The sequence below is a fragment of the Borborobacter xinjiangensis genome (assembly GCF_047739745.1).
Taxonomy (GTDB): Bacteria; Pseudomonadota; Alphaproteobacteria; order Rhizobiales; family Rhizobiaceae; genus Pseudaminobacter.
Window position 1 is genome coordinate 1 of sequence record NZ_JBLLVA010000048.1, and the last position, 22,329, is coordinate 22,329.

At 60.1% G+C, this 22,329-nt stretch carries 21 protein-coding genes and 4 pseudogenes; 16 read left to right on the forward strand and 9 right to left on the reverse strand.

The window, feature by feature from the left end:
• Positions 1-219: 219 nt before the first annotated feature.
• A pseudogene (locus tag ACLKMW_RS25175) lies at positions 220-377 on the forward strand (transposase); the annotation flags it as partial.
• On the opposite strand, the pseudogene ACLKMW_RS25180 reads toward ACLKMW_RS25175, so the two are convergent.
• The 3 genes and pseudogenes from ACLKMW_RS25180 to ACLKMW_RS25190 all read right to left on the reverse strand — a co-directional run.
• Positions 377-751: pseudogene (locus ACLKMW_RS25180) on the reverse strand (IS6 family transposase); the annotation flags it as partial. The pseudogenes ACLKMW_RS25175 and ACLKMW_RS25180 sit on opposite strands and share 1 nt — an antisense overlap.
• A gap of 154 nt (positions 752-905) precedes the next feature.
• Complete coding sequence (locus ACLKMW_RS25185) at positions 906-1,499, reverse strand: RES family NAD+ phosphorylase (protein WP_415727286.1); 594 nt, start codon at positions 1,497-1,499, stop codon at positions 906-908.
• 85 nt (positions 1,500-1,584) lie between these two features.
• On the reverse strand, positions 1,585-2,265 hold the full coding sequence (locus tag ACLKMW_RS25190) for a hypothetical protein (protein WP_415727265.1): 681 nt from the start codon (positions 2,263-2,265) through the stop codon (positions 1,585-1,587).
• Positions 2,266-2,602: 337 nt separating this feature from the next.
• Here ACLKMW_RS25190 and ACLKMW_RS25195 point away from each other — a divergent pair, with 337 nt between their 5' ends.
• From ACLKMW_RS25195 to ACLKMW_RS25210, 4 genes are all read left to right on the forward strand, one after another.
• Positions 2,603-2,860 carry a LysR substrate-binding domain-containing protein gene (locus ACLKMW_RS25195; RefSeq protein WP_415727266.1) on the forward strand — a complete coding sequence of 86 codons (258 nt, stop codon included), beginning with the start codon at positions 2,603-2,605 and terminating at the stop codon, positions 2,858-2,860.
• Between the two features lie 359 nt (positions 2,861-3,219).
• Positions 3,220-3,420, forward strand: a complete 201-nt coding sequence (locus ACLKMW_RS25200) for a hypothetical protein (protein ID WP_415727267.1) — start codon at positions 3,220-3,222, stop codon at positions 3,418-3,420.
• A 61-nt stretch (positions 3,421-3,481) separates the two neighbouring features.
• Entirely contained in the window at positions 3,482-4,387 is a 906-nt protein-coding gene (locus ACLKMW_RS25205; protein ID WP_415727268.1) for an aldo/keto reductase, read from the forward strand.
• The gene (locus ACLKMW_RS25210; protein WP_415727269.1) at positions 4,388-5,056 is read left to right on the forward strand and encodes a DUF6064 family protein; all 669 of its coding nucleotides are present in this window, start codon (positions 4,388-4,390) and stop codon (positions 5,054-5,056) included.
• 114 nt (positions 5,057-5,170) lie between these two features.
• On the opposite strand, the gene ACLKMW_RS25215 is transcribed toward ACLKMW_RS25210, so the two are convergent.
• Positions 5,171-5,587 (reverse strand): hypothetical protein, encoded by a 417-nt coding sequence (locus tag ACLKMW_RS25215; protein ID WP_415727270.1) that lies wholly within the window; start codon positions 5,585-5,587, stop codon positions 5,171-5,173.
• A 313-nt stretch (positions 5,588-5,900) separates the two neighbouring features.
• Between ACLKMW_RS25215 and ACLKMW_RS25220 the strand changes: the two genes are divergently transcribed.
• Together ACLKMW_RS25220 and ACLKMW_RS25225 are read left to right on the forward strand one after the other, a co-directional pair.
• Positions 5,901-6,182: a type II toxin-antitoxin system TacA family antitoxin gene (locus tag ACLKMW_RS25220; RefSeq protein WP_415727271.1), complete on the forward strand. Its 282-nt coding sequence runs from the start codon at positions 5,901-5,903 to the stop codon at positions 6,180-6,182.
• A gap of 1 nt (position 6,183) precedes the next feature.
• The gene (locus tag ACLKMW_RS25225) at positions 6,184-6,738 is read left to right on the forward strand and encodes a GNAT family N-acetyltransferase (RefSeq protein ID WP_415727272.1); all 555 of its coding nucleotides are present in this window, start codon (positions 6,184-6,186) and stop codon (positions 6,736-6,738) included.
• A 52-nt stretch (positions 6,739-6,790) separates the two neighbouring features.
• On the opposite strand, the gene cueR is transcribed toward ACLKMW_RS25225, so the two are convergent.
• Complete coding sequence (gene cueR, locus ACLKMW_RS25230; protein ID WP_415727273.1) at positions 6,791-7,252, reverse strand: Cu(I)-responsive transcriptional regulator; 462 nt, start codon at positions 7,250-7,252, stop codon at positions 6,791-6,793.
• A 61-nt stretch (positions 7,253-7,313) separates the two neighbouring features.
• Complete coding sequence (locus ACLKMW_RS25235) at positions 7,314-9,818, reverse strand: heavy metal translocating P-type ATPase (protein ID WP_415727274.1); 2,505 nt, start codon at positions 9,816-9,818, stop codon at positions 7,314-7,316.
• A gap of 162 nt (positions 9,819-9,980) precedes the next feature.
• Between ACLKMW_RS25235 and ACLKMW_RS25240 the strand changes: the two genes are divergently transcribed.
• From ACLKMW_RS25240 to ACLKMW_RS25250, 3 genes are all read left to right on the forward strand, one after another.
• Positions 9,981-10,175 (forward strand): heavy-metal-associated domain-containing protein, encoded by a 195-nt coding sequence (locus ACLKMW_RS25240; protein WP_415727275.1) that lies wholly within the window; start codon positions 9,981-9,983, stop codon positions 10,173-10,175.
• Between the two features lie 14 nt (positions 10,176-10,189).
• Positions 10,190-10,582: a CopM family metallochaperone gene (gene copM / locus ACLKMW_RS25245; protein ID WP_415727276.1), complete on the forward strand. Its 393-nt coding sequence runs from the start codon at positions 10,190-10,192 to the stop codon at positions 10,580-10,582.
• 568 nt (positions 10,583-11,150) lie between these two features.
• The gene (locus tag ACLKMW_RS25250) at positions 11,151-12,623 is read left to right on the forward strand and encodes a multicopper oxidase family protein (RefSeq protein ID WP_415727277.1); all 1,473 of its coding nucleotides are present in this window, start codon (positions 11,151-11,153) and stop codon (positions 12,621-12,623) included.
• A 58-nt stretch (positions 12,624-12,681) separates the two neighbouring features.
• Here the strand turns inward: ACLKMW_RS25250 and ACLKMW_RS25255 are convergent, their stop codons facing one another.
• From ACLKMW_RS25255 to ACLKMW_RS25265, 3 genes are all read right to left on the reverse strand, one after another.
• Positions 12,682-12,873 carry a hypothetical protein gene (locus ACLKMW_RS25255; RefSeq protein WP_415727278.1) on the reverse strand — a complete coding sequence of 64 codons (192 nt, stop codon included), beginning with the start codon at positions 12,871-12,873 and terminating at the stop codon, positions 12,682-12,684.
• Positions 12,874-12,948: 75 nt separating this feature from the next.
• Positions 12,949-13,965, reverse strand: coding sequence for a 2Fe-2S iron-sulfur cluster-binding protein (locus tag ACLKMW_RS25260; RefSeq protein WP_415727280.1), 1,017 nt, complete (start codon positions 13,963-13,965; stop codon positions 12,949-12,951).
• A 10-nt stretch (positions 13,966-13,975) separates the two neighbouring features.
• A complete protein-coding gene (locus ACLKMW_RS25265) occupies positions 13,976-14,242 on the reverse strand; it encodes a glutaredoxin family protein (RefSeq protein WP_415727281.1) in 267 nt (88 codons plus the stop codon).
• 202 nt (positions 14,243-14,444) lie between these two features.
• Between ACLKMW_RS25265 and ACLKMW_RS26580 the strand changes: the two are divergent.
• The 6 genes and pseudogenes from ACLKMW_RS26580 to ACLKMW_RS25290 form a co-directional block, all read left to right on the forward strand.
• Positions 14,445-14,600 (forward strand): annotated as a pseudogene (locus tag ACLKMW_RS26580) (IS5/IS1182 family transposase); the annotation flags it as partial.
• Between the two features lie 72 nt (positions 14,601-14,672).
• Positions 14,673-14,857, forward strand: a pseudogene (locus tag ACLKMW_RS26585) (IS5/IS1182 family transposase); the annotation flags it as partial.
• Positions 14,858-15,091: 234 nt separating this feature from the next.
• Positions 15,092-15,397, forward strand: coding sequence for a hypothetical protein (locus tag ACLKMW_RS25275; protein WP_415727282.1), 306 nt, complete (start codon positions 15,092-15,094; stop codon positions 15,395-15,397).
• Between the two features lie 469 nt (positions 15,398-15,866).
• Positions 15,867-17,126 (forward strand): efflux RND transporter periplasmic adaptor subunit, encoded by a 1,260-nt coding sequence (locus ACLKMW_RS25280; RefSeq protein WP_415727283.1) that lies wholly within the window; start codon positions 15,867-15,869, stop codon positions 17,124-17,126.
• Positions 17,123-20,299 carry an efflux RND transporter permease subunit gene (locus tag ACLKMW_RS25285; protein ID WP_415727284.1) on the forward strand — a complete coding sequence of 1,059 codons (3,177 nt, stop codon included), beginning with the start codon at positions 17,123-17,125 and terminating at the stop codon, positions 20,297-20,299. Before ACLKMW_RS25280 ends, ACLKMW_RS25285 begins: the two co-directional genes overlap by 4 nt.
• A gap of 165 nt (positions 20,300-20,464) precedes the next feature.
• Positions 20,465-21,859: an efflux transporter outer membrane subunit gene (locus tag ACLKMW_RS25290; protein ID WP_415727285.1), complete on the forward strand. Its 1,395-nt coding sequence runs from the start codon at positions 20,465-20,467 to the stop codon at positions 21,857-21,859.
• Positions 21,860-22,329 lie beyond the last annotated feature (470 nt).

Genomic DNA, 22,329 nt, shown 5'->3' on the forward strand with positions numbered 1-22,329 from the left:
CTTGCCGACGCGGCCAGGGCAGGGGGTGAGGAGTGGCCGGCGTCGCCGACGGGAAGCCAACGAGTTGCCTTCCGGAGCGACGAACGGTGAGCGTCCGGTACGCCTTCGGGCGTATCGGAAGGTCAGGTGGACCTTTCGAAGGAGGGATGGGAGTGACCTGCCACGGGTAATTTCCTCCATCTGAGATTAGAGTCCGGCCCTTGATTGAAGGACGGACGGATGAAGCGGAAGCGATTCACGGAAGAGCAGATCATCGCGATTCTGCGCGAACATGAGGCGGGGCGAAGGCGGGTGATCTGGCCCGCAAGCACGGGATCTCCGAGGCGACGCTGTATAACTGGAAGTATGGCGGCATGGACGTCTCCGACGCCAAGAAGAGGCGCGTCAACAAGCGCTTGGCGGCCTTGGGGTTGCGACGGCGCTGGACAATTTCGTGGAGCACATAGCCGTCCTGGTCGAAGGCGCGCCACAGCCAGTGTTTTTCGCCGACGATCGTGATGGGCCACCTCATCGAGGTGCCAGATATCGTCGCGGCTTGGCTGCTTCCGGCGCAAGCTGTGAGCAGCCAAGCCGGTCCGAACTTCTTGCCCCAGAGACGGATCGTTTCGTAGAAGACCGCGACGCCTAGCTCCAGCAGCATTTCTTCGACATGCCGCAGGCTCAGCGGGAAGCGAAAGTACAGCCAAACGGCGTGGGCGATGATCTGCGGCGGGAAGCGATGGCGTTTGTAGCTGACAGGTGAGGTGCTGATACCATCGCCCTATCTCGAAAAAGCCTGACCACTAGTTAACGTGATATCGTCTCCTGAGCGCACGAAAGTTCTCGATTTCAAGCACCCGGATCAGCGTCATACTATCTTGCGCCCCATCGGTGTGTTCGCCACCAACATTCGAATCGCCGGGCGTCTACCCCACGATATTGACGCCGATGCGCTCGGCCAGGGCCAACAGGTCGGAGTAGAGGTCGACATCCTCGAGAATACTCCGCGAAGCGCTCGTAAGGAGGAGATCGGTCGCAGGGACGCGATCGCCGAAGAGGACAATCGCCAAGGCACGATCGTCCTGACGGGAGACCCAGCACAAACCTTCAATGGCCGGGCACTGCGCGTGGATGGCTTCGGCCCACCTCCGCGTGCCCGGATACTGATCCTTTTCCGTATCGATGAGATCGTTGCGGCGCACGCCGAGCGACCTCAACGCAGTCGAGCTCAGGTCCGCCAGCACCAAGTCGCGTTTTGGGGTCACCGTCGAGTAGACCTGCTCAGCCAGCTTCGCCTTATCGAAGGTCTTCAGTCCCGGTGCGAACGGCACGTCGTGGAATACCGTCTCCATCGCGGCGCAGTCGAACGTCGTGCCGCCATAAAGCGTCGGGATGCTTGCACCGGCCGCATTTTGGATTGGACTGAACCGCGCGTTGCCCTCAATGCCCGGATTGAAAGCACGCCCGCCGTAGAGACTGAGATGTACACGGTGAATGACCTGGCCTCGAGGCCAGGTCATCGTCTTCACCAGCGTGCCGAGGTCGTTCCGGGGCTCCGGGACCTTTGTGCCCGCAACAGCCAGTTGTCTCGTCCGCGGCCTCTTGCTAGCCATGGAGCGGGCCAGCTACCTCGTCAGCGGCAGCGGCAACGACGCGTTCGGGATCGCTGATAAGCAGGTCCTGCGGCCTCTTTCCGCCGAGGAAGCTGTTGACCGAGGCAAACCAGTAGGCGAGACCCCAATCGTCCTTCTTTCCCCGGAAAACGTCGAGAACGTTTGCCAGAGCTTTGACCGGCCGGAAGTCGGTCAATGGGTCCAGGGCGTATCCCGGGAAGTAGTCCACCCCACGATGCCGCACGGCGAAGACCTGCCTCTCCTTTTTCCATTTATTCGGCTGGGTGCTAGGATTGCTGGTGCTGAAGCCAGCCACCTTCGCGACCTCGGCGGCTGTCAGCCAGTCGCCACCTTCCAGCACCGCCTTACGCGCGTCTGCTACCATGCGCGCTTCGACGAGCTTATGGTGTGGAGGAGGGACCTCCGGCACCAGTGCCTCGATGATCGAGTTGAATGCCTCATCTTGCCGGCGTTTGAGAATGGCTCCGACCAAGGGCGCGAGGCCGGCGACCGTCTCGGCGAGAGCCTTGGCGGCGGATTCACTGCCGTGCTCAATTGTCAGCGCGACGACCTGTTCAGCGTTCAGCCGGCTGAGTCCGGTCCGGACCTGCTCCGGGGTTCCCGTGAGCGTCCCAACACGGGAGAATTCAACGGTTTTATTAGCAGCGACCATAGCTTCCACTCCCGTCCGATTATCATGGTTATCTATATAGAACAATAATCTAAATCATCAAGGGTGTGTCACTGGTTTCCTTCATCTGTCTGGGTGCCGCCGTCGCAAGGTTGGTCTCGGCGTCGCCAGCATCCGCCGCGATCAGCCCGATTTGAATTTCAAGCCGCTATTCAAGGATGCGTTGGGCATCGTCTGCAAGGCGGACGATCCACTCACCCGGCGGGAGGCCCCCGTTACCTGGGATATGGTTCGCGAGCGTACCCTGCTCGGCAACGGCATCACCGGGCTTATCGACTCGTCATAGTTTTCCGACCTCGTCAGCAGGGCACCGATAAAAGTGTACAATGTGCTATCCCTGCTGGCATTGGTCAGGGCCGACGTGGGCATCACCGTCCTGCCGCGGCTTTCGCTCCCGCCGTCCGAACATGATCTGCGCTTCATCGCCTTGGAGGATCCCTTGGCGCGCCGGACGGTGGGCCTGCTGTCCCGCTCGTCGGAGGTCGCCTCACCAGCTACGGAAGCGTTCGCCCGGGTATTGCACCGGATTGTCATGACCATCGGTGACGAACTGGATCTTGAATTGGATGAAAAATGAGCTGTTGCCCATGCGATCAGATGTCAGCCGGATAGCAAGCCCAGCGCTACTCCAATATCGTGCTACCTTGCCACGTGACGAGTTTCGGTCTTGGTCCCTCATACACAGCCATTGCCAGCATCGTGCGATTGCTGGCCATCGCCTATGCCGCTCACACCGGGGCGATCCTGCCTTGCAACGTCTGGATATTATCAGTGCTATCCACGAAGAGCTTGATGACCTCAAGTAGAGATTGATGCATCTCTATGTCCTCAATGGGAGTTATCGCTTGTAACGCTGGTCGCAGCGTCAAACCATGGCACGCCCTTCGATTGTGCGTGCAAGCACCCTGCGAAGCGCAAGCAAGGAGTATTCTGAAAATGGCTAACAGCGATATGGGCGACGAGCCGTTGGAACGGAAAGCCGTACGAGGAGTGATCGAAGAACTCGAACGACAGTGCGCTGAGAACCGGGCGCGACTGAAGGTTCGCCGGGCCGGCGATCGGGTCATCGTCGATGGCGAGCTCGATGTCGACGCAATTGTCATGGTGGTGGTCGGCGCAATGGCCGGCGGACCGTAGGCTATGCCACCGCGTGGAAGTTGGTGACTAACACCACAACAACCCATCGGATATCCTGGCAGTGACCATCACCCGCCGAGATTTCATCGCTTCGATCGGGGCCGCTGCACTCCCCCACCTGACAGTTGCAGCTGGCCAGGAGTTCCGGCCGATTATGCGAACAATTCCCTCTTCCGGCGAAGCCGTTCCAGCGGTGGGACTTGGGACCTGGATCACCTTCAACGTGGGTGATGATCCAGTGCTGCGCGAAGAGTGCGTGGATGTCATGGCTGCCTTCTTCGAATCTGGCGGGCGCTTGATCGACTCCTCACCTATGTATGGCTCCTCACAGCCTGTCGTCGGTTACGGCCTTGAGAAACTCGGCCAGCCGGTGTTCTCGGCCGACAAGGTGTGGACTTCCTCCGCCGCGGCAGGGCTTGGTCAAATCGAGCAGTCGCGCCGCCTGTGGGGCATCGAGCGCTTCGACCTCGTGCAGGTGCACAATCTCGTCGCCTGGGAGGCGCACCTCGAAACGTTGTTCGCCATGAAGGCGAACGGGCGGCTGCGCTATGTCGGCATCACCACGTCCGAGGGCCGGCGGCACGACCTGTTCGAAGAGATCATGAATCGGTATCCGCTCGATTTCGTCCAGTTCACCTACAATGTCGTCGACCGCGAGGCTGAGCAGCGGCTAATGCCGCTGGCTGCGGAACGCGGAATGGCCGTCATTGTGAACCGGCCATTCCGCCAAGGCGCGCTGACACAGGCCCTTGCGGGTAAGCCGCTGCCGGAGTGGACTGCCGAAATCAGTGTGAAAACCTGGGCTCAATTCATCCTGAAGTTCATCCTTGCCCACCCGGCGGTCACTGTCGTTATCCCGGCGACAACCCGCGTAGACCATGTGCGCGAGAACATTGCCGCGGCTGTGGATCCCCTTCCCGATGCCACCATGATCGAGCGGATGGTAACCTATGTCCGGGATCTCTGAATGTCGGACTGGTGGACCTATCGCCTGGAGGATTTCCTGCTCTTTTCCCCGCGCGTCTACTGGCGCATGGTCGAACTACACAATGGCGCTTGGTGGCCGCTCCATCTTGCCACGCTGGCGGCCGGCATTGTCATTCTCTTTGTCGTTTTGCGTCGTCCGCATCGTCGCGAGTCTTATATCATACTCGTTCTCGCCGCAGTTTGGGCGTTCGTCGGCTGGGCTTTCCTGTGGGAACGCTATGCGGCAATCAACTGGGCGATTGTCTACGTCGCCCCGGCCTTCTGGCTACAGGCTTTGCTGCTGGCGATCCTCGGTGTCACGGGTGGCCTCTCCTTCGCCGGGCGGGACTTCGCTGCCCAAGTTGCCCTGCTGCTTGCTCTTGCAGGTCTTCTTGCCTACCCGCTCCTGCCGCTGTTCGCCGAACGGCCATGGAGTGGAGGGGAAGTCTTTGGAATAGCGCCCGATCCGACTGCGATCGTGACCCTTGGCATTGTGCTGACGGCTGGAGGACGGATGCCATTCGCGCTCACTCCGATCCCGCTGCTATGGCTTCTGACAAGCGGCTTCACACTTCGAACAATGGGCGACTCGCAGGCTTGGGCCCCGCTCTTGGCTGCCGGGATAGTTCCTGCTCTGCTTTTCTGGCGACATGTCCGTCCCGGCCGATAGATCACCAATATAAGTTGGAGCCGCGCGGGCGCGACGGATGTGAAGTCGCCAGCTACGCATCGCGCGGAACAAATCCCCTTCCAACTCACTTTGCCAGTTTGATGGTTGGGAGATCTAGTGATGACCTATGACAGCGTCAAAACCGTATGCGGTATCTTCGCCACCCGTGAAGAAGCGGAACGAGCAGTAGAACATCTGGTTCAGGAGCACAGCATCAACCGTGCGGACATCTTCGTTCGGGCGCACGGTCAAACGAACTCTGCTGGAACCCACGCCTCTGGGGCAGACATCGAAAGATTCGAGGAGGAAGCTGCGCTTGGCGGCGCTATCGAGGTTTCGGCGGATTTCAGCGAGAGCCAGATAGCGGACGCGGAAAGGACCCTCCGTAGTATTGGAGCGCAGGCCGTATCTTCGCGTTGACGCACGCGCCTGTTGAGTGGCCGGGCCCACAGTGAACTCGTTGATAGCCATGTCCTCAGATTGATCGATCGCGAACGCGACGACATTGGCGATTCGGGCCGGCGAGGTCATGGTGCTCTCCTGTCAATTTCCGAGTTAGTTGACGATCTCGACCTAACCGGCCGCCCCTCGAGTTGTTCGAGCTGCTCCAAGGACGGGCGCATCACCGCGCCCGATCGAGGACTACTCGAACAACGAGAAGATTGCCTATCGGAGCGAACTGATCGCGGCCATCGAACGCCTTGGAGATTTCCGGCAGGTCGATTGACGGAGTGCACCCGGTCTCGCGGTGGAACCGGCCGGCTGGGCCGCAGATCGCGGGGCAAATTCAGATACACATTGTGTATGCGGATGTGCTGTGGTGATAACGGAAGGACTCATTGCCATGACTACGAAAAACCCGGACACACACGCCAAGCCCGTCAACCTGCGCATTCGTGAAGATGTCCGCATCCTGATCGACCGGGCCGCGAAGATACGCGGGAAAACCCGCTCCGATTTCATGATCGATGCCGCTTACCGTGCGGCCGAGGACACGCTGCTCGACCAGACGCTCGTCAAGGTCGATGCTGAAAGCTACCGGCACTATCTCGACATTCTCGACCGTCCACCCGGAGGAGAAGGGTTCGCGCGACTGATGAACGCCCCCAAACCCTGGCAATCCTAACGTGCTTGGTGCGCTGACGCTTCTTGAAGACCGCCACGATCTCGACCTTTTCCAGAGCGGCACCGACAGCCTCGACCAGTGGCTGAAAAAGCGTGCGCGCCGCAACCAAGTTAGCGGCGCGTCGCGCACCTATGTCGTGGCCGATGGAAACCGTGTTGTCGGCTATTATTGCATTTCATCCGGCGGGTTTGATCTCGCTGATGCGCCCGGCGCTATTCGCCGTAACATGCCCGATCCCATTCCCATGGCAATTCTCGGGCGGCTGGCTATTGATGTAACCTGGCAGGGAAAAGGCCTCGGCGCGGCACTCTTGCAGGACGCTGTTCTACGCACCGGCCAGGCTGCAACCATCCTCGACATTCGAGGACTTCTGGTGCATGCGATATCGGAGGAGGCCAAGGCCTTCTATGAGCACTATGGCTTTGCTATGAAAAATCCGGTTCATGGGCCCGAGCTCTGTTTCGATCTTGCGATCTTGAAGCATCAGGATGCAATACGGCCAAGGTCGTCCAGCGGCCGCGGCCGCTTTCCGAACCCATGCAAGGCCGGAGCCTGAAATGACAACCGAGGTGGGCCAGAGACTCCCCCAAATCGGCCCACCATCAGTCTCAAATTCCCTGACGACGGATAGCACGCTGTACGGCACCGGCGCGAGGTTGGACCGAAAGGTTTTCCTCGTCCTGGTCAGCTTCGAGGCGCTGCAGGATCGGGCAATGTGGGCGATGATCGCCGTTGCAGGCGTTCGCCAACATCGTGAGCGTGTGAGCCATGTCTTGCAGACCCGCGATCTTCTTCTTCAGCGCATCGATGTGGCCTTGCGCCAGACGCTTGACCTCCGCGCTCTGCCGCTTTTCGTCACGCCACAGACCCAGAAGATCGCCGATCTCGGCCACGGAAAAGCCGAGGTCGCGCGCGCGTCGGATGAAGCGCAGCATGTGAACATCCGTATCCGAATAGTCGCGATAACCGGAGGCTTTTCGGTCGGCAGCAGGTATAAGGCCGGTCTGTTCGTAGTAACGGATCATCTTGGCCGACACGCCAGATGCTTTAGAAGCTTGTCCAATATTCATGCATGCTCTCCAGTAAGTGGCGACAGCCGACCCTGAACATAGGGTCGGCTGTCCCGTTTCATCAGCTCTGGACCTTGAAGGTCTTGAGCCGCAGCGCATTGCCAAGCACGAAGACGCTGGACAAAGCCATGGCGCCGGCGGCGAAGACCGGCGACAGCAAGATACCATAGGCCGGATAGAGCAGACCCGCGGCAACCGGGATCAGAGCCGTGTTGTAGGCGAAGGCCCAGAAAAGGTTCTGACGGATATTGCCGATCGTCGCCTTGGACAGCGCGATGGCGTTCGGCACGCCTTGCAGGCTGCCCGACATCAGCACCACATCGGCCGCCTCGATGGCAATGTCCGTACCCGTGCCAATGGCAAGGCCCACATCCGCCTCGGCAAGCGCCGGAGCGTCGTTGATCCCGTCGCCCACGAAGGCGACCTTGCCGTGCTCGGCCTTAAGGCGGCGAACAGCGTCGACCTTGCCGTCCGGCAGCACTTCCGCCACCACCTCGTCGATCCCCAGACGCACCGCGATAGCCTTGGCCGTGCGCTTGTTGTCGCCGGTGATCATCGCGACCTTGAGGCCCAGATCGTGCAGCGCCTTGATCGCGGCGGGCGTGGTCTCCTTGACCGGGTCAGCCACGGCGATGATCGCCGACAGCTTGCCGTCGATTGCAGCATAAAGGGGCGACTTGCCCTCGTTGCCGAGGCGTTCGGCGACATTGGAGAAGGCTGTTACGTCATGGCCAAGCTCGACCATGTAGCGGTCGGCGCCGATCTCGACACGCTTGCCGTCGACCACAGCCTTGACGCCGAAACCCGTCACCGATTCGAAGTCAGACACAGCCGGCAGAGAGATGTTCTCCTCGGCCGCAGCGTCCACGATGGCACGGGCGATCGGATGTTCCGACTTGGCCTCGACAGCAGCGACAAGGCCGAGCACGTTCGCCCGATCAAATCCGGCGGCCAGTTCCAGGTCGGTCAAGGCCGGCTTTCCTTCAGTCAGCGTACCCGTCTTGTCGACGGCCACAACCTTGGCATCCTTCAGCAACTGAAGCGCTTCACCCTTGCGGAAGAGCACGCCCAATTCGGCACCCCGGCCGGTGCCGACCATGATCGAGGTCGGCGTCGCCAGGCCCATTGCGCACGGACAGGCGATGATCAGGACTGCGACGGCGTTGACCAGCGCGAAGGTGAGCGCAGGCGATGGCCCGAAATAGAACCATCCGGCGAAGGTGAGGGCGGCCACGGCAAAGACAGCCGGCACGAACCACATGGTCACCTTGTCCACGATTGCCTGGATCGGCAGCTTGGAGCCCTGCGCTTCCTCCACCATGCGGATGATCTGCGAAAGCACGGTGTTGCCGCCGACTGCTGTAGCGCGGATTGCGAAAGCGCCCTTCTGGTTCACCGTTCCGGCCACGACCTCGCTGCCGTTCGTCTTGGAAACCGGAATCGGCTCGCCGGTGATCATCGATTCGTCAACATAGCTTTCGCCCTCGACGACTTCGCCGTCCACCGGGACGCGCTCGCCGGGACGAACCTCAACGATGTCTCCCGACAGCACGGAGTCGATCGGCAATTCGATCGTCTTTCCATCCCTGCGCACGCGCGCGATCTTGGCTTGAAGACCGACCAGACGCTTGATGGCCTCGGACGTGCGGCCCTTGGCGCGGGCCTCAAGCAACCGGCCGAGCAAGATCAACGTCACGATGACCGCAGCCGCCTCGAAATAGACGTTCACGGTTCCGGCAGGCAGGAAACCGGGTGCGAACGTCGCCACCAGCGAATAGCCGTAAGCGGCGAGCGAACCGACGGCGACCAGCGAGTTCATGTCGGGAGCCAGGCGCCACAGGGCAGGGAGCCCCTTGTCGTAGAAGCGGATACCCGGCACGAACAGCACCAGCGTCGTGAGCACGAACTGGAGATACCAACTGTTCTGCATGCCGATGGTCGTGGCAATCAGATCATGCGCACCCGGAATGAGATGCGATCCCATTTCCAGGATGAAGACCGGCGCCGTCAGCACGGCCGCGATTGTGAAGTCGCGGGTTAGTTCGCGGCGTTCCGCTTCCTTCTTTTCGGCACGATCATCCGTCTCGCCCTGGCTTCTCGAGGCAGCCGCCGCGATCACCCTGGCGTCGTAACCCGCGTTCTCGATGGCAGCCACCAGGGCCGCCGCATCGGCGCTGCCCTGAATCGTAGCCTTTTCGGTCGCGAGGTTGACGACGGCATCGGTGACGCCGGGCACGGCCTTGAGCGCCTTTTCGACGCGACCGACGCAGGACGCGCAGGTCATGCCCTCGATCGCTACCTCAAGCGAGGTTGCCGCTGGCGCGGCGAAACTCGCCGAAACCGTATAGCCTACATCCTCCACGGCCTTGATGAGCGTGGCACGATTGACCGGAGCGCTCATGGTAATGCTTGCCTTTTCGGTCGCCAGATTTACGACCGCGTCTGCAACGCCGGGTAAGGCCTTGAGGGCTCTTTCGACACGCCCCACGCAGGAGGCGCAGGTCATGCCCTCAATGGGTAGCGATAGTGATCCAGACAGGTCTGTTGCTCGAACGGGGGCATTCACAGCCGCCTCCTTTCTCGTTCCGAAATTCAGGTTCGGAGGAAAAATGGGGCTTCCAACGATGGGAAGGTCAATAGCAAAAATTTCCTTTTTCGCACCACTTGACCTTGCCATCGTTGGAAGCACCACCTTGAGCGTCATGAGATCAAAACAAGGAGAAATCTCATGGAACTCAATATCGAACGCATGACGTGCGGAGGGTGCGCCAAGTCCGTCACCAAGGCGATCCAGTCGGTCGATTCCAATGCCAAGATAGACACAGATCCGGCCGCGCGTGCGGTCAAGATCGAAACGACTGCAACACAGGCCGCCATCTTGCAGGTGCTCGAAGAAGCTGGCTACCCGGCGACCGCGAACTGATCAGGAGCGAGATCATGAACAAGCTCACACCGATCTTCATTGCAGGCGCGGTTGCCATCAGTGCCGGCCTCGCAATCGCTCAAAGCCAAAGGAATACGGACAATACCATGCAAGGCCACAATATGTCGGGCCACTCCATGCCCGCCTCCGACAACCCCTCCACGAAAGCTTACATTGAAGCCAATGATCGCATGCACACGGACATGATGGTCGAATTCACCGGCGATGCCGATATCGACTTCATGCGCGGCATGATCCCGCATCATCAGGGCGCGATCGACATGGCGAAAGTGGTGGTTGAGTACGGCAACGACCCCGAAGTCCGCAAACTCGCCGAAGAGGTGATCAAAGCGCAGCAGGGCGAAATCGCCATGATGAACAAGTGGCTTGCCGCGCGCGGCAAATAGTCATGGCGTCGCAGCCGAAGCTAACGTCATGGCTCATGCATGATATGTGGCGGTAGTCGGCCGATCGTTCAGGCACGAGAAGCTTCCGCAAACCGCAAACTGAACGACGTGCGTCGATTGTATACTTGCAGAAAAATTGACGCGGTGCATCGGCTTTTCCTAGCGATGCTGATGATCTTTTCCTTCGTCACGATGGCCATGGCCGCGCCGACGCACGGCGCGGCCATGGCCACCGTCTTGCAAGGCATGGCGTCGAAGCAGGTATCCCAGCATCTCATTGCACATACCATCCCCGACGCGTGTCAAGAATATGCGGTCTGCGGAGCAAGCGACGCCCTTTGCTCCCTCGTCTGCTCCGGCATGGCGACCTGGCTCGCGCCTGAACCGTCGGCAAACGCCACCGACCCTGTCGCGGCCATTGTGATGCCGTCGGAGACACCAAACCCCAATGGTCTCGGTCCTGAACGGACTGAACGCCCTCCCGACGATGGTCTCGCTGAAAACATGTGCGCCGTGCTCGCACGCCGATCTGAATTCATTGAGAGAAAAGCTCTCCCAGGGGACCAAAATGTCACGTATTTCACGACGCGGTTTTCTTGCCGTAAGCGCTGCAACTTTGTCCGCAGCGGCTCTTCCGCGCTTCGCCTTTGCCCAAAACGCCATGTCGCTCAGCGCCGCGACGCGGGTGCTGGACGTCGATGGCCGTGCCGCCACGGTCTTTGGCCTCGAAGGGCCGAAGGGCCAGGGACTGTTTCTGAACCCCGGAGAACGCTTCCGGGTCGACCTGACCAATCGCCTGGATGCGCCGACCCTCATTCACTGGCATGGCCAAATCCCGCCCAACGAACAGGATGGCGTCCCGGACCTTCCGCGGCCGATGCTGCACCCGGGCGAAACGCGGTCCTACGACTACGAACCGCTCCCCGGTACATATTGGATGCATGCGCATCTCCCGCTGCAGGAGATGAATCTTCTGGCCGCGCCCCTGATCGTTCGGGGCGCCGACGACGTGAAAGCCGACCGGCAGGAAGTCGTCATGTTCCTGCACGACTTTTCGTTCAAGGCGCCTGAGGAGATCATGCAGGAGTTAACAGGCGGCCATGGCGGAGGCCATGATATGCATGCCATGGGGGGAGCCTCTGCCCCTGCCGCCTCGATGGATCATTCGAGCATGCGAAGGGATGTTTCGTCGATGCATATGGACATGTCCCCGATGCAGGGCATGACCATGGACCTGAACGACTATAATTGGGACGCCTACCTGACCAACGACCGCACCTTGTCCGATCCAGATGTCGTCCGAGTGGAGAGGGGTGGCCGTATCAGGCTGCGCGTGATCAACGGCGCCTCGGCCACGGTCTTCTGGATCGATACGGGCGCATTATCCGCGCGGCTGGTGGCGGTCGACGGTCATTCTGTGCAGGCTCTTGGAGGTAATCGTTTCGGCATCGCGATGGGCCAGCGCCTCGATCTTGATTTGGAGCTCTCCGGCGCGGGGGCGTGGCCCATACTGGGGCTGCGGGAAGGAGCGAAGGAGCGCACAGGTCTGATCCTTGCGACGCCAGGCGCGGTCATCGAGAGGATTTCGATGCTTGCGGAGACGGCTGCACCCGCATTCGACCTCGACCTGTCGCTGGAACAGAAGCTGCGCGCAGCGGAAACCCTGCCGTCGCGTGCGACGCAACGTACCCACATGGTCATGCTGGGCGGCTCGATGCAGCCTTATGTCTGGACCATCGACGGCAAGATCTGGGGGGAGCACAAGCCGATCGTCGCAAGGACCGGCGAGCGGGTCGAGATCATGTTCCACAACATGTCCATGACGGGGCATCCGATGCACCTGCATGGACACGTCTTCCAGGTCGTGGACATCAACGGCAAACGCATCGAAGGGGCACAGCGCGACACCGTCTATATTCCCCCGAAGGGCATGGTGACCGTCGCGCTCGATGCCGGCGAGGCGGCTCGCTGGATGCTTCATTGCCATCACATGCCGCATCTCCAGACCGGCATGATGACCGAGTTCAGCGTATCCGCGTAACATTGGAACCTGCGCCGCGGCCGTTCGCGGCGCAGGTCCGTACAGTAACTGTTCGGGATCAAATACGTTTGCCGATGCTCTCGGATTTGCGTGCACGCTGCTGTCGGCTACGCCCATCAAGCAGCTCTCGCAATTGGGCTTCGTCCACCCCGTCCGCCATCATGACGGTGCGTATGACCGGATCGGACAGGAGCTCCTCGACGGTAAGCTCCGGATAGCAGTCGAGTCTGCGGCTCACGAGTCTCGGCATCCATTGTTCCAGTTAAGGCCTCTGTTGACTTCTGCTGCCCGATGGCGTCGCGCTGAGTTGCGTTGGCCGGGGTGCTCAATCCTTCTGCTCTTCGGGGGTAAAGAACACGTCGGCATGCATGTCCTCGCCACGCAGCCCTCGCGCAAAGGCGACTTCCATCGCCGCATCAACCATGGGAGGCGGGCCGGCGACATAGGCTTTCCAGCCGTCGAGGTCCGCGAGATCCTCGGCCACCGCCCGGGTGACGAAGCCGCGCCGGTACTGTGCTGACTCTGCCTCGGACAGCACGGTCGCGAAGGTGAGATTGGCGTGTCGGTCGGCCAATGCTTGAAAATGCTCCACGAGGTAGAGATCGCGATCGCTGCGTGCGCCGAAGTAGACATGAATTGGCTGCTTCATGCCGTGAGCAAGGGCGGTTTCCACGATTGATTTGATCGGCGCCAAGCCGGAGCCGCCGGCGATGCACAGGATCGGGCCGGAATGATGCTGGCGCAGGTACGAAGAACCCAGCGGAAATTCCAGCGTAACCTTGTCGCCAGTCTTCAGCGCGCCATGCACATGCTCCGAAGTGACGCCGCCCGGAACGCGGCGAACGTGAAATTCAAGGCTTTCGTCTCCGTGACGGTTGGCCATGGAGTAGCTGCGCGCTGGAGCGCCATCGAAGCCGATCTGCGCATACTGGCCGGCGGTGAACAGCAAAGGAGAAGCGTCCGCAGGCGTAACCCGAACCAGCTTTATATCGTGAGTGAGATCTTCAAGGCCGGTCACGACTGCATCCAGCCGTCGTGGAGGCGCGACAGCATCATCGTCGTCGCTGCTCAACCAAGCGACAGCCGCGTTCGTCTGCGGGCGCGCCCGGCATGCCAGAATCAAGCCTTCGGCTTTCTCCTCATCGGTGAGCGCAAAGCGCGAGTGCTGAAGCAATTCCACTTTGCCCTCGATCAGCCGGGACTTGCAGGAACCGCATCGGCCGGATCGGCACCCGTGGGGATAAGGAATGCCGGCGGCAAGCGCAGCGTCGAGAATGGTCTGCCCGTCCTGGATTGCGAGGCTGGTCCGCGCCTGCCGGACATCAACGGATTTGGCTGTCATCTCGGCTTCCTCACGCACCCTCTGTCAGTCTAAGCGCCTTGATCAGGCTCGGCTTCTGGCTCGGGAATGTTCCGTAGAAGACCTCGGAGCCGACGATGGTGATGGGTGCCGCCCGAACGCCGGTGCGTGCCTTGGCCTCCTCGGCGATTTTTGGGTCGGTCAGATCGCGCTCCTCGTAGGCGAGCCTTTGCTGGGAGAGCCAGCGCTTGAGCGCGTGACAGTCCGGGCAGGTTGGCGTTGTGTAAATGAGAATGTGCGGCGCGCTGGCTTGCGTCATGTCTTGGCCTTTCTTGGAATTCGACGTGGTTGCTGTGCTGACCGACCGGCAAACGGCAGCCGGGTTGAGCAGGATTGTCATCACGGTGCGGCTTCCAGCGCTTGTAAGGTCAAGACTGGTTCTGCGTGGAGAAGGACATTTCCCAACTACGATGCAAATTGGCCGTCTTAGCAGGTTGCTGAAGCTGAAGAAGTCTAACCTCGACCCGGTTTGGGTGCCGACGGTCTTCACCAAAAACCGCGACCGGCCGTTGTCGACAGAGATGTTGGATAAGGTGATGGCGGCGCCCCTTGCACATCGCGAGATCGCGCCGCTTCTGTCACACGACCACGTCTCGGTTGATGGCACACTGGTCAAAAGCCTAGGCCTCGACGTAGAGCTTCCGGCCGAATGCCGAAGCGGTCCCACCGATGATGAGGGGCCCGGCGACCTGACCAGGGCTGACGGACACGCCGAATGGCGCGCCGCGCTGGAATGGTTCACAGGCATTCCCCGGGGTCGTCCCGGCGGCTGACGCTGCGAATAAGAGCTTCGAGAGCACCGACTTCGTCGCCGATCTGGCTGCGTGACCCGCCCGTTGCCTCAAAGGTCCGCTATTCCGCCATCGATGGGCGCATGGCCCCGTCGTGAGGGTTGCGCGCTGTCTTGAAATACCGAAACGGATCGATGACGGCTGTTGTGTTTACGCATGCTCTCGGAGAGGTCGATGGCGAAAAGAATACTTCTCCAGATCGGCCGCGAGAAATCATCGCCTGATCGAATTTAGCCTGTTGACCTTACCATCGTTGCAAACCCCATCTCTGAGGGCGCCGAGAGAAACTACGGCAAGAGAAAATAGAGAGCAAGTAAATGAAAACCATCGCGCAAAGAATTCTTCTTTCTTCTGTCATCGCGCTCGGTTCTATCTCAAATGCAGCCGCATTTACCAGCGCCGGCGTGATAGAACGGATCAGCCATGCGGAGAACATCATTTTCATCCGCCACGGCGACGCCTACCGGCTGCCAGACAACATCGACGTCCGCGATTTCCAGCTTGGACAACGGGTCAATGTGCATTGGGAAATCCAGAACCCTTCGAGAATTCAGTACGGTAGCAGAGACGCCCAAAGGCAGTTGGTGAACGCAAGAGGTATTGAGCAGGCGGCTCGAAACTAGAAGACAAACTGCGGCGGAGAACGAAATACTCTCCGCCGTTTTCCTTTTCGCGCGAGTTGCGTCGAAAAGTTCGAGGTAGCACTGGCGCCGATGCGGGACGTTTCCGACGTTTTGGAGCGCCGACCTGTCGCCGCAGGACAAGCTCAATTTTGTCAACGAGATGAAGCGGGCGGCATCCAAGAAGCCGCCAGTCGACCATGGCTGGTGGCCTCACATGACTGGCGCCTGTCGCGGCAAAGCTGATCTATCGCGCCCATTCGGGAATGGGCGCCGCTTCTTCAAAAGACGTCGGCGAAGCAAGGCATGTAGTTGGTCGCCGCATGAGTTGACAGCTGCGTCAAGGGTCTGTTCGGAAAAATCTTTCTCCGGGCCTTGACCTTTCCATCGTTGGAAACCGCACCTTCGGCAAAAATGACCGTCGCCGTGTCCCGCTGGCCGGGAGCGGGCGCCCCTATGAAGGTGAACGAGAATGAGTAACAAAGTCGCCACCCTGTTCCTGGCCGGCACCGTCATTGCCGGTGGCACTCTGGCCACTGCCTATCGCGATGAGGTTGGATCCTACGCCAAAGGCCTTCTGGCGCTTGTTTCGTCGACCGCCGCGTCGGAAGCCGCTGCGCAGCCGGCTCAAATGCCTGTCCCACAGGTGCCGGTTGCCGAGGTCATTACACGCAAGGTCGCTCCGTCCGTTGAATTTACCGGCCATCTAGAGGCGACCAAGGCTATAGAATTGCGTCCGCGCGTCGGCGGCGCAATCGACGCTGTCAGCGTTCCCGAAGGCGGCCTCGTGCGACCGGCTGAGCTTCTCTTCCAGATCGATCCGAGACCGTCCCAGGTTGCCCTGGACGCAGCCAAAGCCCAATTGCAGCAGGCAACGGTTCTGCTCGATCAGGCCGAGATCGATTTCAGGCGTGCCGAAACGCTGGCTCCGAATGGGACCGTGTCGCGCAAGACCTTCGATGACGCGCAGGCCGCACGCCGTCAGCGCCAAGCCCAAGTGGAGATCGCCAAGGCTGCGGTTGCGGCCGCAGAGCTTGATCTGTCTTTCACGCGCGTCACGGCACCGATTGCCGGCCGAGTCGACCGTGTTCTCGTCACAGAAGGCAATCTCGTCACTGGCGGCAATGCAGGAGCTGCGACACTCCTCACCACGATTGTCTCGACCGATCCGCTCTACGTCTATTTCGATATCGACGAGGCTACCTATCTCGGATTCGTCGCTCGTGCACGCGCATCCGAGACGGGAAGGGTTGTTGAGAAGCTTCCGGTGCAGGTCGGCTTGATGACCGATGCAGGTTTCCCGCATGCTGGCGAACTCGACTTTCTCGGCAACCGCGTCGACCGGAGCACTGGCACGATCCGAGCCCGCGCCATCGTTCGGAACCCCGATGGTCGGCTAGCTCCCGGTCTCTTTGCGCGGGTGAATCTCGTCACCGCCGAACCGGCTCAGACCGTGCTCATCGACGAACAGGCGATCGGTATCGACCAAGAGCGGCGCTATGTGCTGGCTCTCGGGCCCGAGAACAAGGCCGAGTACCGTCCGGTCGAACTGGGGCCGATGATCGACGGGCTGCGCGTTGTCTCGGACGGGATCAAGTCCGGTGAGAAGATTATTGTCAAAGGGCTGGTCAATCCCGGAATGCAAGTAGATCCACAGATGATCCCGATGCTCTCCGGCCACCCAGTCGATGGTGACCGGGCTGCGGCAGAAGCGCAGGAGGCGCGTCGATGAATATTCCACGCTTCTTTGTCGACCGCCCGATCTTTGCGGTTGTTCTCTCTGTTTTGATGCTGATCGGCGGTGGGCTCACGCTCCTGGAGTTGCCATTGAGTGAGTATCCGCAGGTGACCCCGCCGACGGTACAGGTCACCGCAAGCTATCCTGGGGCCAATCCCGAAGTGATTGCCGAAACGGTGGCCGCGCCCCTGGAGCAAGTGATTAACGGTGTCGAGAACATGCTCTATATGAGCTCGCAGGCGGCGACCGACGGGCGCATGACGCTGACTGTGACCTTCCAGCAGGGCACCGATCCCGACATGGCGCAGATACAGGTGCAGAACCGCGTCTCGCGCGCGCTTCCGCGTCTGCCGCAGGAGGTTCAGCGCATCGGCGTGGTGACGCAGAAGACGTCGCCCGACATCCTGATGGTCGTACATCTCGTGTCGCCTGACGATCGCTATGATCCTCTCTACCTGTCGAATTTCGCCACGTTGCAGGTACGCGACCAGCTTGCGCGGCTGTCAGGCGTGGGTGACGTGCTCGTCTGGGGTGCTGGCGAGTATTCCATGCGGATCTGGCTTGATCCGGCCAAGGTGGCAGCGCGTGGTCTGACCGCCTCCGACGTGGTGGCGGCAATTCAGGAGCAGAACGCTCAGGTGGCCGCCGGCTCGGTTGGCCAGCAGCCAGACGCCTCCGCCGGCTTTCAGGTCACAGTCAACACTCTCGGCAGGCTTTCCAACGAGGAGCAGTTCGGCGACGTCGTCGTCAAAACGGGCGACGATGGCCAGATTACCCGCTTGCGCGATGTTGCCCGTATCGAGCTCGGCGCAGACTCCTACGCGCTGCGCAGTCTTCTCGACGGCAAGCCGGCGCTGGCGATGCAGATCGTCCAGAGCCCCGGCGCCAACGCACTCGACGTGGCAAGTGCTATTCGCGACACCATGGAAGAACTGCAGAAAAGCTTTCCCGAAGGAATAGAATACCGCATTGCCTACGATCCCACCGTCTTCGTCAAGGCTTCGCTGCAAGCCGTGGTGATGACGTTGCTCGAAGCCATCGTCCTGGTCGTCATCGTGGTCCTGCTCTTTCTTCAGAATTGGCGCGCCTCGATCATCCCGCTGGTTGCCGTGCCAATATCGTTGGTCGGCACATTCGCCCTTCTCTACATGTTTGGCTTCTCGCTGAACACGCTGTCGCTGTTCGGTCTCGTGCTCTCGATCGGCATCGTTGTCGACGACGCCATCGTGGTCGTCGAGAATGTGGAACGCCACATCGCCCTCGGCGAGACGCCGAAGGAGGCGGCGCGCAAGGCCATGGACGAAGTGACCGGGCCGATTATCGCCATTACGTCGGTCCTGTCGGCCGTGTTCATTCCCTCGGCGTTCCTGTCAGGCCTGCAGGGCGAATTCTACCGGCAGTTCGCGCTGACCATTGCCATCTCGACCGCCCTGTCGGCGATCAATTCCCTCACGCTTTCTCCGGCGCTGGCGGGCGTGCTCCTGAAACCGCACCACGGCGACGTGAAGCGCGATCTCCTGACCCGTGTGATCGACGCGCTGTTCGGCTGGTTCTTCCGGCTGTTCGATCGTTTCTTCGACAGCGCTTCGAACGCCTATGTCTGGTCGGTCCGTCGCGCCGTGAGGCTCAGCGCCCTCATCTTGCTCGTTTATGCCGGGCTGATCGGTCTGACATGGGTTGGGTTTCAATCTGTGCCCAACGGGTTCGTGCCGGCACAGGACAAGTATTTCCTTGTCGGTATCGCCCAGCTTCCAATGGGAGCCTCGCTTGATCGGACCGAGGCGGTCGTAAAGAAAATGTCGGAGATCGCGCTGGCCGAACCGGGTGTGGAAAGTGTCGTCGCTTTCCCAGGCCTCTCGGTCAACGGTATGGTCAATATTCCCAATGCCGCCGTCATGTTCACGATGCTCGAGCCGTTCGACGAGCGGAAGGACCCATCCTTGTCCGCTTTCGCGATCGCAGGTCGACTGATGCCCAGGTTCAGCCAGATACCCGATGGTTTCGCTGGAATCTTTCCGCCACCACCGGTTCCGGGCCTCGGCACGACCGGTGGGTTCAAGATCCAGATCGAGGATCGGGCGGGGCTTGGCTTCGAGGCACTTGCTGAGGCGCAAGGCGCGATCATGGCCAAAGCAATGCAAGCACCGGAGCTCGCTGGCATGCTTGCAAGCTTTCAGGTGAATGCGCCACAGGTGCAGGTAGACATCGATCGGGTGAAAGCCAAGTCGCAGGGGGTGCCGCTCAACACCATCTTCGAAACGTTGCAGGTCAATCTTGGCTCTCTTTACGTGAATGACTTCAATCGCTTTGGCCGGACCTACCGCGTGGTGGTCCAGGCGGACGCGCGATACCGTATGCAGCCGGAGGACATTGGCCGGCTGAAGGTGCGCAACATAGCGGGCGAAATGATTCCACTGTCGACTCTGCTGACGATCAAGCACAGCTCGGGGCCGGACCGCGTCATGCATTACAACAGCTTCAAGTCGGCGGATATCAGCGGCGGCCCGGCGCCTGGCTATTCGTTTGGGCAAGCGACTGCAGCCATAGAGCGGATTGCATTGGAAACGTTGCCACCCGGCATGGCTTTCGAGTGGACGGAGCTTGCCTATCAGGAGGAGCAAGCCGGAAACACGGCTATGTACATCTTCCCTCTGTCTGTTCTGCTCGCGTTTCTCATTCTCGCTGCCCAGTACAACAGCTGGTCGTTGCCCTTCGCTGTGTTGCTGATCGCTCCAATGGCATTGCTTTCGGCTCTCGCAGGGGTCTGGTTCACTGGCGGCGACAACAACATCTTCACACAGATCGGCTTTGTCGTTCTCGTGGGGCTCGCCGCCAAGAACGCAATCCTGATCGTGGAGTTCGCACGAGCGAAGGAAGACGAAGGCGTCGATCCATTGAACGCCGTGCTTGAAGCCGCACGGCTCCGCCTGCGGCCAATTCTGATGACCTCCCTCGCGTTCATTGCCGGTGTCGTTCCGCTTGTGATCGCAACGGGCGCTGGTGCTGAGATGCGGCAGGTCATGGGCATAGCCGTGTTCGCTGGCATGCTCGGCGTCACACTCTTTGGTCTGCTCCTGACGCCTGTCTTTTACGTCACCGTGCGGAAACTCGGGAAGCGACGTGAAAAGAACCAGGGCGGTGAAGGGGCGGTCCTGGAACAGCAATAAACAAAACAACAGCGATCGCATGCAGTCAGGTCGCAAGATCGGATGACCGAGTGCGATCGCTCCAACAATCAAGCCATTCCGACGCGCTGGAGAAATAACCGCAGGCGGGAGGAGCAGTCTTGATTCCCATATTTCGACCCGGCGCAGATCTAGTGAGAGACCTCCATGAGAACCATCAATTATGCTGTGCCATTTGCACTGTTATTCCTCGCAGGCTGCGTCACTGGCCCCGATCACGAAGCGCCTCAGACAGCTTTGCCAGGAAAGTTTGGGGAAGGGTCCACGGCAAGCAATGGAGATGTGGCACTGGCCGCATGGTGGAATGCCTTCGGCGATGCTCGCCTCGATCGCTACGTCGCCTCGGGACTGGAGCAGAATTTGACGGTGCAGCAGGCGATTGAGAGGATCAACCAGGCACAGGCTGACGTCATCATTGCCGGCGCTGGATCCTTGCCCAGCCTGATAGCGTCCGCTAGCAACACCACGCGCCAACAGAAGGGCAGTCTGTTCAACGCCGACCAACCCGTTCAGAACGACTCTTCTGGCGGTCTCCGCGTCAGCTGGCTTATCGATCTCTTCGGGCAATATCGCCGCGCCAAGGAAAGTGCTTCGGCGTCACTCGATGCGGCCTACGCGAGCGTTGATATCCAGCGCCTGGCATTCATTTCGCAAGTGATCTCGGCCTATATCGATCTTCGATACTATCAGGAGCGCATCGAGATCGCGCGCCAGAACCTCAAATCGCGTCGAGCAACGCTTGCGCTAACTAAACAGCAGTTGGCAGCGGGTGCGACGTCGCGACTGGACGTCACGCAGGCAGAAGGACTCATCCAGGTGACACTGGCCGAAATTCCTGAACTGGAGACAAATTTCCGCCGAGCTGCTCATCGTATCGCGACCCTCCTGGGGTTGCCTGCGTCATCGCTTGTCAGAGAGCTTCAAGAAGGGGCCAGGCAGCCCGTCGCACGCGCGATTGCGCGCAGCGGCATTCCTGCCGATCTGCTGCGCAATCGTCCCGATATCCGAGCAGCGGAACGGCTCCTGGCTGCTTCGGTCGCGAAAATCGGCGTTGCGGAATCGCAGCTGTATCCGAGCGTCCAACTGAGCGGATCGATTTCTCCCAGCTACATCTATCTCAATAGTGGACCCAATGGTTCGCTGAACGTCTGGTCCTTCGGGCCAACGCTGGTTTTACCAATCCTCGATGGAGGCCGCTTGCGCGCAAATGTCGCCAACGCCAACTCCGCAGCCCGGGAACAATATCTTGAATGGAAAGAGGCAGTTCTGGTCGCAGTCGAAGAGGTTGAGAACGCACTCGCTGCCATGAATCGCAGCAAGCAAACGGAGGCCACGCTGAGAAAAAGCGTTGAAGCCTACAAGGATGCTCTTTCTATCGCGACGACCAATTACCGGAACGGGGTCTCGACCCTTCTCGAAGTTCTGGATGCTCAGCGTTCTGTTGCCGACGCACAAGCCAACCTTGCCAGAGCCGTCCAGCAAACAGCGTTGAGCTACGTATCCCTGAACGTCGCTGTCGGCGGAGAGTACGCAAACAAATAAAACATAAAATGTCCGGACGTTGATCCGATTGTTCGATGGCCGGCCTGACGCCGCCGCGTACTCAGCTCAAGAACATGCGCCGCCGAAACCAACGTCATGCGTCCGGCAATCACTTTCGACAAAACCTCGATCCGCTGCAGATCACGCTCGCTCATCGCAATCAATCCCATCCGCAATCTCCCACGTCATTGAAAAACCCGGGGAGAGTGACATTCCCACTTTGCAGAAACAGGACACTTTAACTTTGCGGCTACATATCATGTGGCGGCAAGGTTGGACTGTCCGCCGTTGGGCAAAGTTAAAATGTCACTTTGTGCTTTGACACAGCACGACAGTCAGCCCCGATCTGACCGGCTGATCCGGGTTGCAAGGGAAGATCGGGGCGGGTGAGGGCACCCTTCGGCTTTAGATTCCATGAGGCGTGAACCGCGCCCGGCGCTCTGCGAGAGTGTGGTTGCACAGATGCAATC

Excerpts from the sequence above, each read along its gene's own strand:
- ACLKMW_RS25185 (WP_415727286.1), bottom strand. The coding sequence starts at position 1,499 with ATGACCTGGCCTCGAGGCCAGGTCATTCACCGTGTACATCTCAGTCTC.
- ACLKMW_RS25190 (WP_415727265.1), bottom strand. The coding sequence starts at position 2,265 with ATGGTCGCTGCTAATAAAACCGTTGAATTCTCCCGTGTTGGGACGCTC.
- ACLKMW_RS25200 (WP_415727267.1), top strand. The coding sequence starts at position 3,220 with ATGGCTAACAGCGATATGGGCGACGAGCCGTTGGAACGGAAAGCCGTA.
- ACLKMW_RS25210 (WP_415727269.1), top strand. The coding sequence starts at position 4,388 with ATGTCGGACTGGTGGACCTATCGCCTGGAGGATTTCCTGCTCTTTTCC.
- ACLKMW_RS25215 (WP_415727270.1), bottom strand. The coding sequence starts at position 5,587 with ATGACCTCGCCGGCCCGAATCGCCAATGTCGTCGCGTTCGCGATCGAT.
- ACLKMW_RS25220 (WP_415727271.1), top strand. The coding sequence starts at position 5,901 with ATGACTACGAAAAACCCGGACACACACGCCAAGCCCGTCAACCTGCGC.
- cueR (WP_415727273.1), bottom strand. The coding sequence starts at position 7,252 with ATGAATATTGGACAAGCTTCTAAAGCATCTGGCGTGTCGGCCAAGATG.
- ACLKMW_RS25240 (WP_415727275.1), top strand. The coding sequence starts at position 9,981 with ATGGAACTCAATATCGAACGCATGACGTGCGGAGGGTGCGCCAAGTCC.
- copM (WP_415727276.1), top strand. The coding sequence starts at position 10,190 with ATGAACAAGCTCACACCGATCTTCATTGCAGGCGCGGTTGCCATCAGT.
- ACLKMW_RS25250 (WP_415727277.1), top strand. The coding sequence starts at position 11,151 with ATGTCACGTATTTCACGACGCGGTTTTCTTGCCGTAAGCGCTGCAACT.
- ACLKMW_RS25255 (WP_415727278.1), bottom strand. The coding sequence starts at position 12,873 with ATGCCGAGACTCGTGAGCCGCAGACTCGACTGCTATCCGGAGCTTACC.
- ACLKMW_RS25260 (WP_415727280.1), bottom strand. The coding sequence starts at position 13,965 with ATGACAGCCAAATCCGTTGATGTCCGGCAGGCGCGGACCAGCCTCGCA.
- ACLKMW_RS25265 (WP_415727281.1), bottom strand. The coding sequence starts at position 14,242 with ATGACGCAAGCCAGCGCGCCGCACATTCTCATTTACACAACGCCAACC.
- ACLKMW_RS25275 (WP_415727282.1), top strand. The coding sequence starts at position 15,092 with ATGAAAACCATCGCGCAAAGAATTCTTCTTTCTTCTGTCATCGCGCTC.
- ACLKMW_RS25280 (WP_415727283.1), top strand. The coding sequence starts at position 15,867 with ATGAGTAACAAAGTCGCCACCCTGTTCCTGGCCGGCACCGTCATTGCC.
- ACLKMW_RS25285 (WP_415727284.1), top strand. The coding sequence starts at position 17,123 with ATGAATATTCCACGCTTCTTTGTCGACCGCCCGATCTTTGCGGTTGTT.
- ACLKMW_RS25290 (WP_415727285.1), top strand. The coding sequence starts at position 20,465 with ATGAGAACCATCAATTATGCTGTGCCATTTGCACTGTTATTCCTCGCA.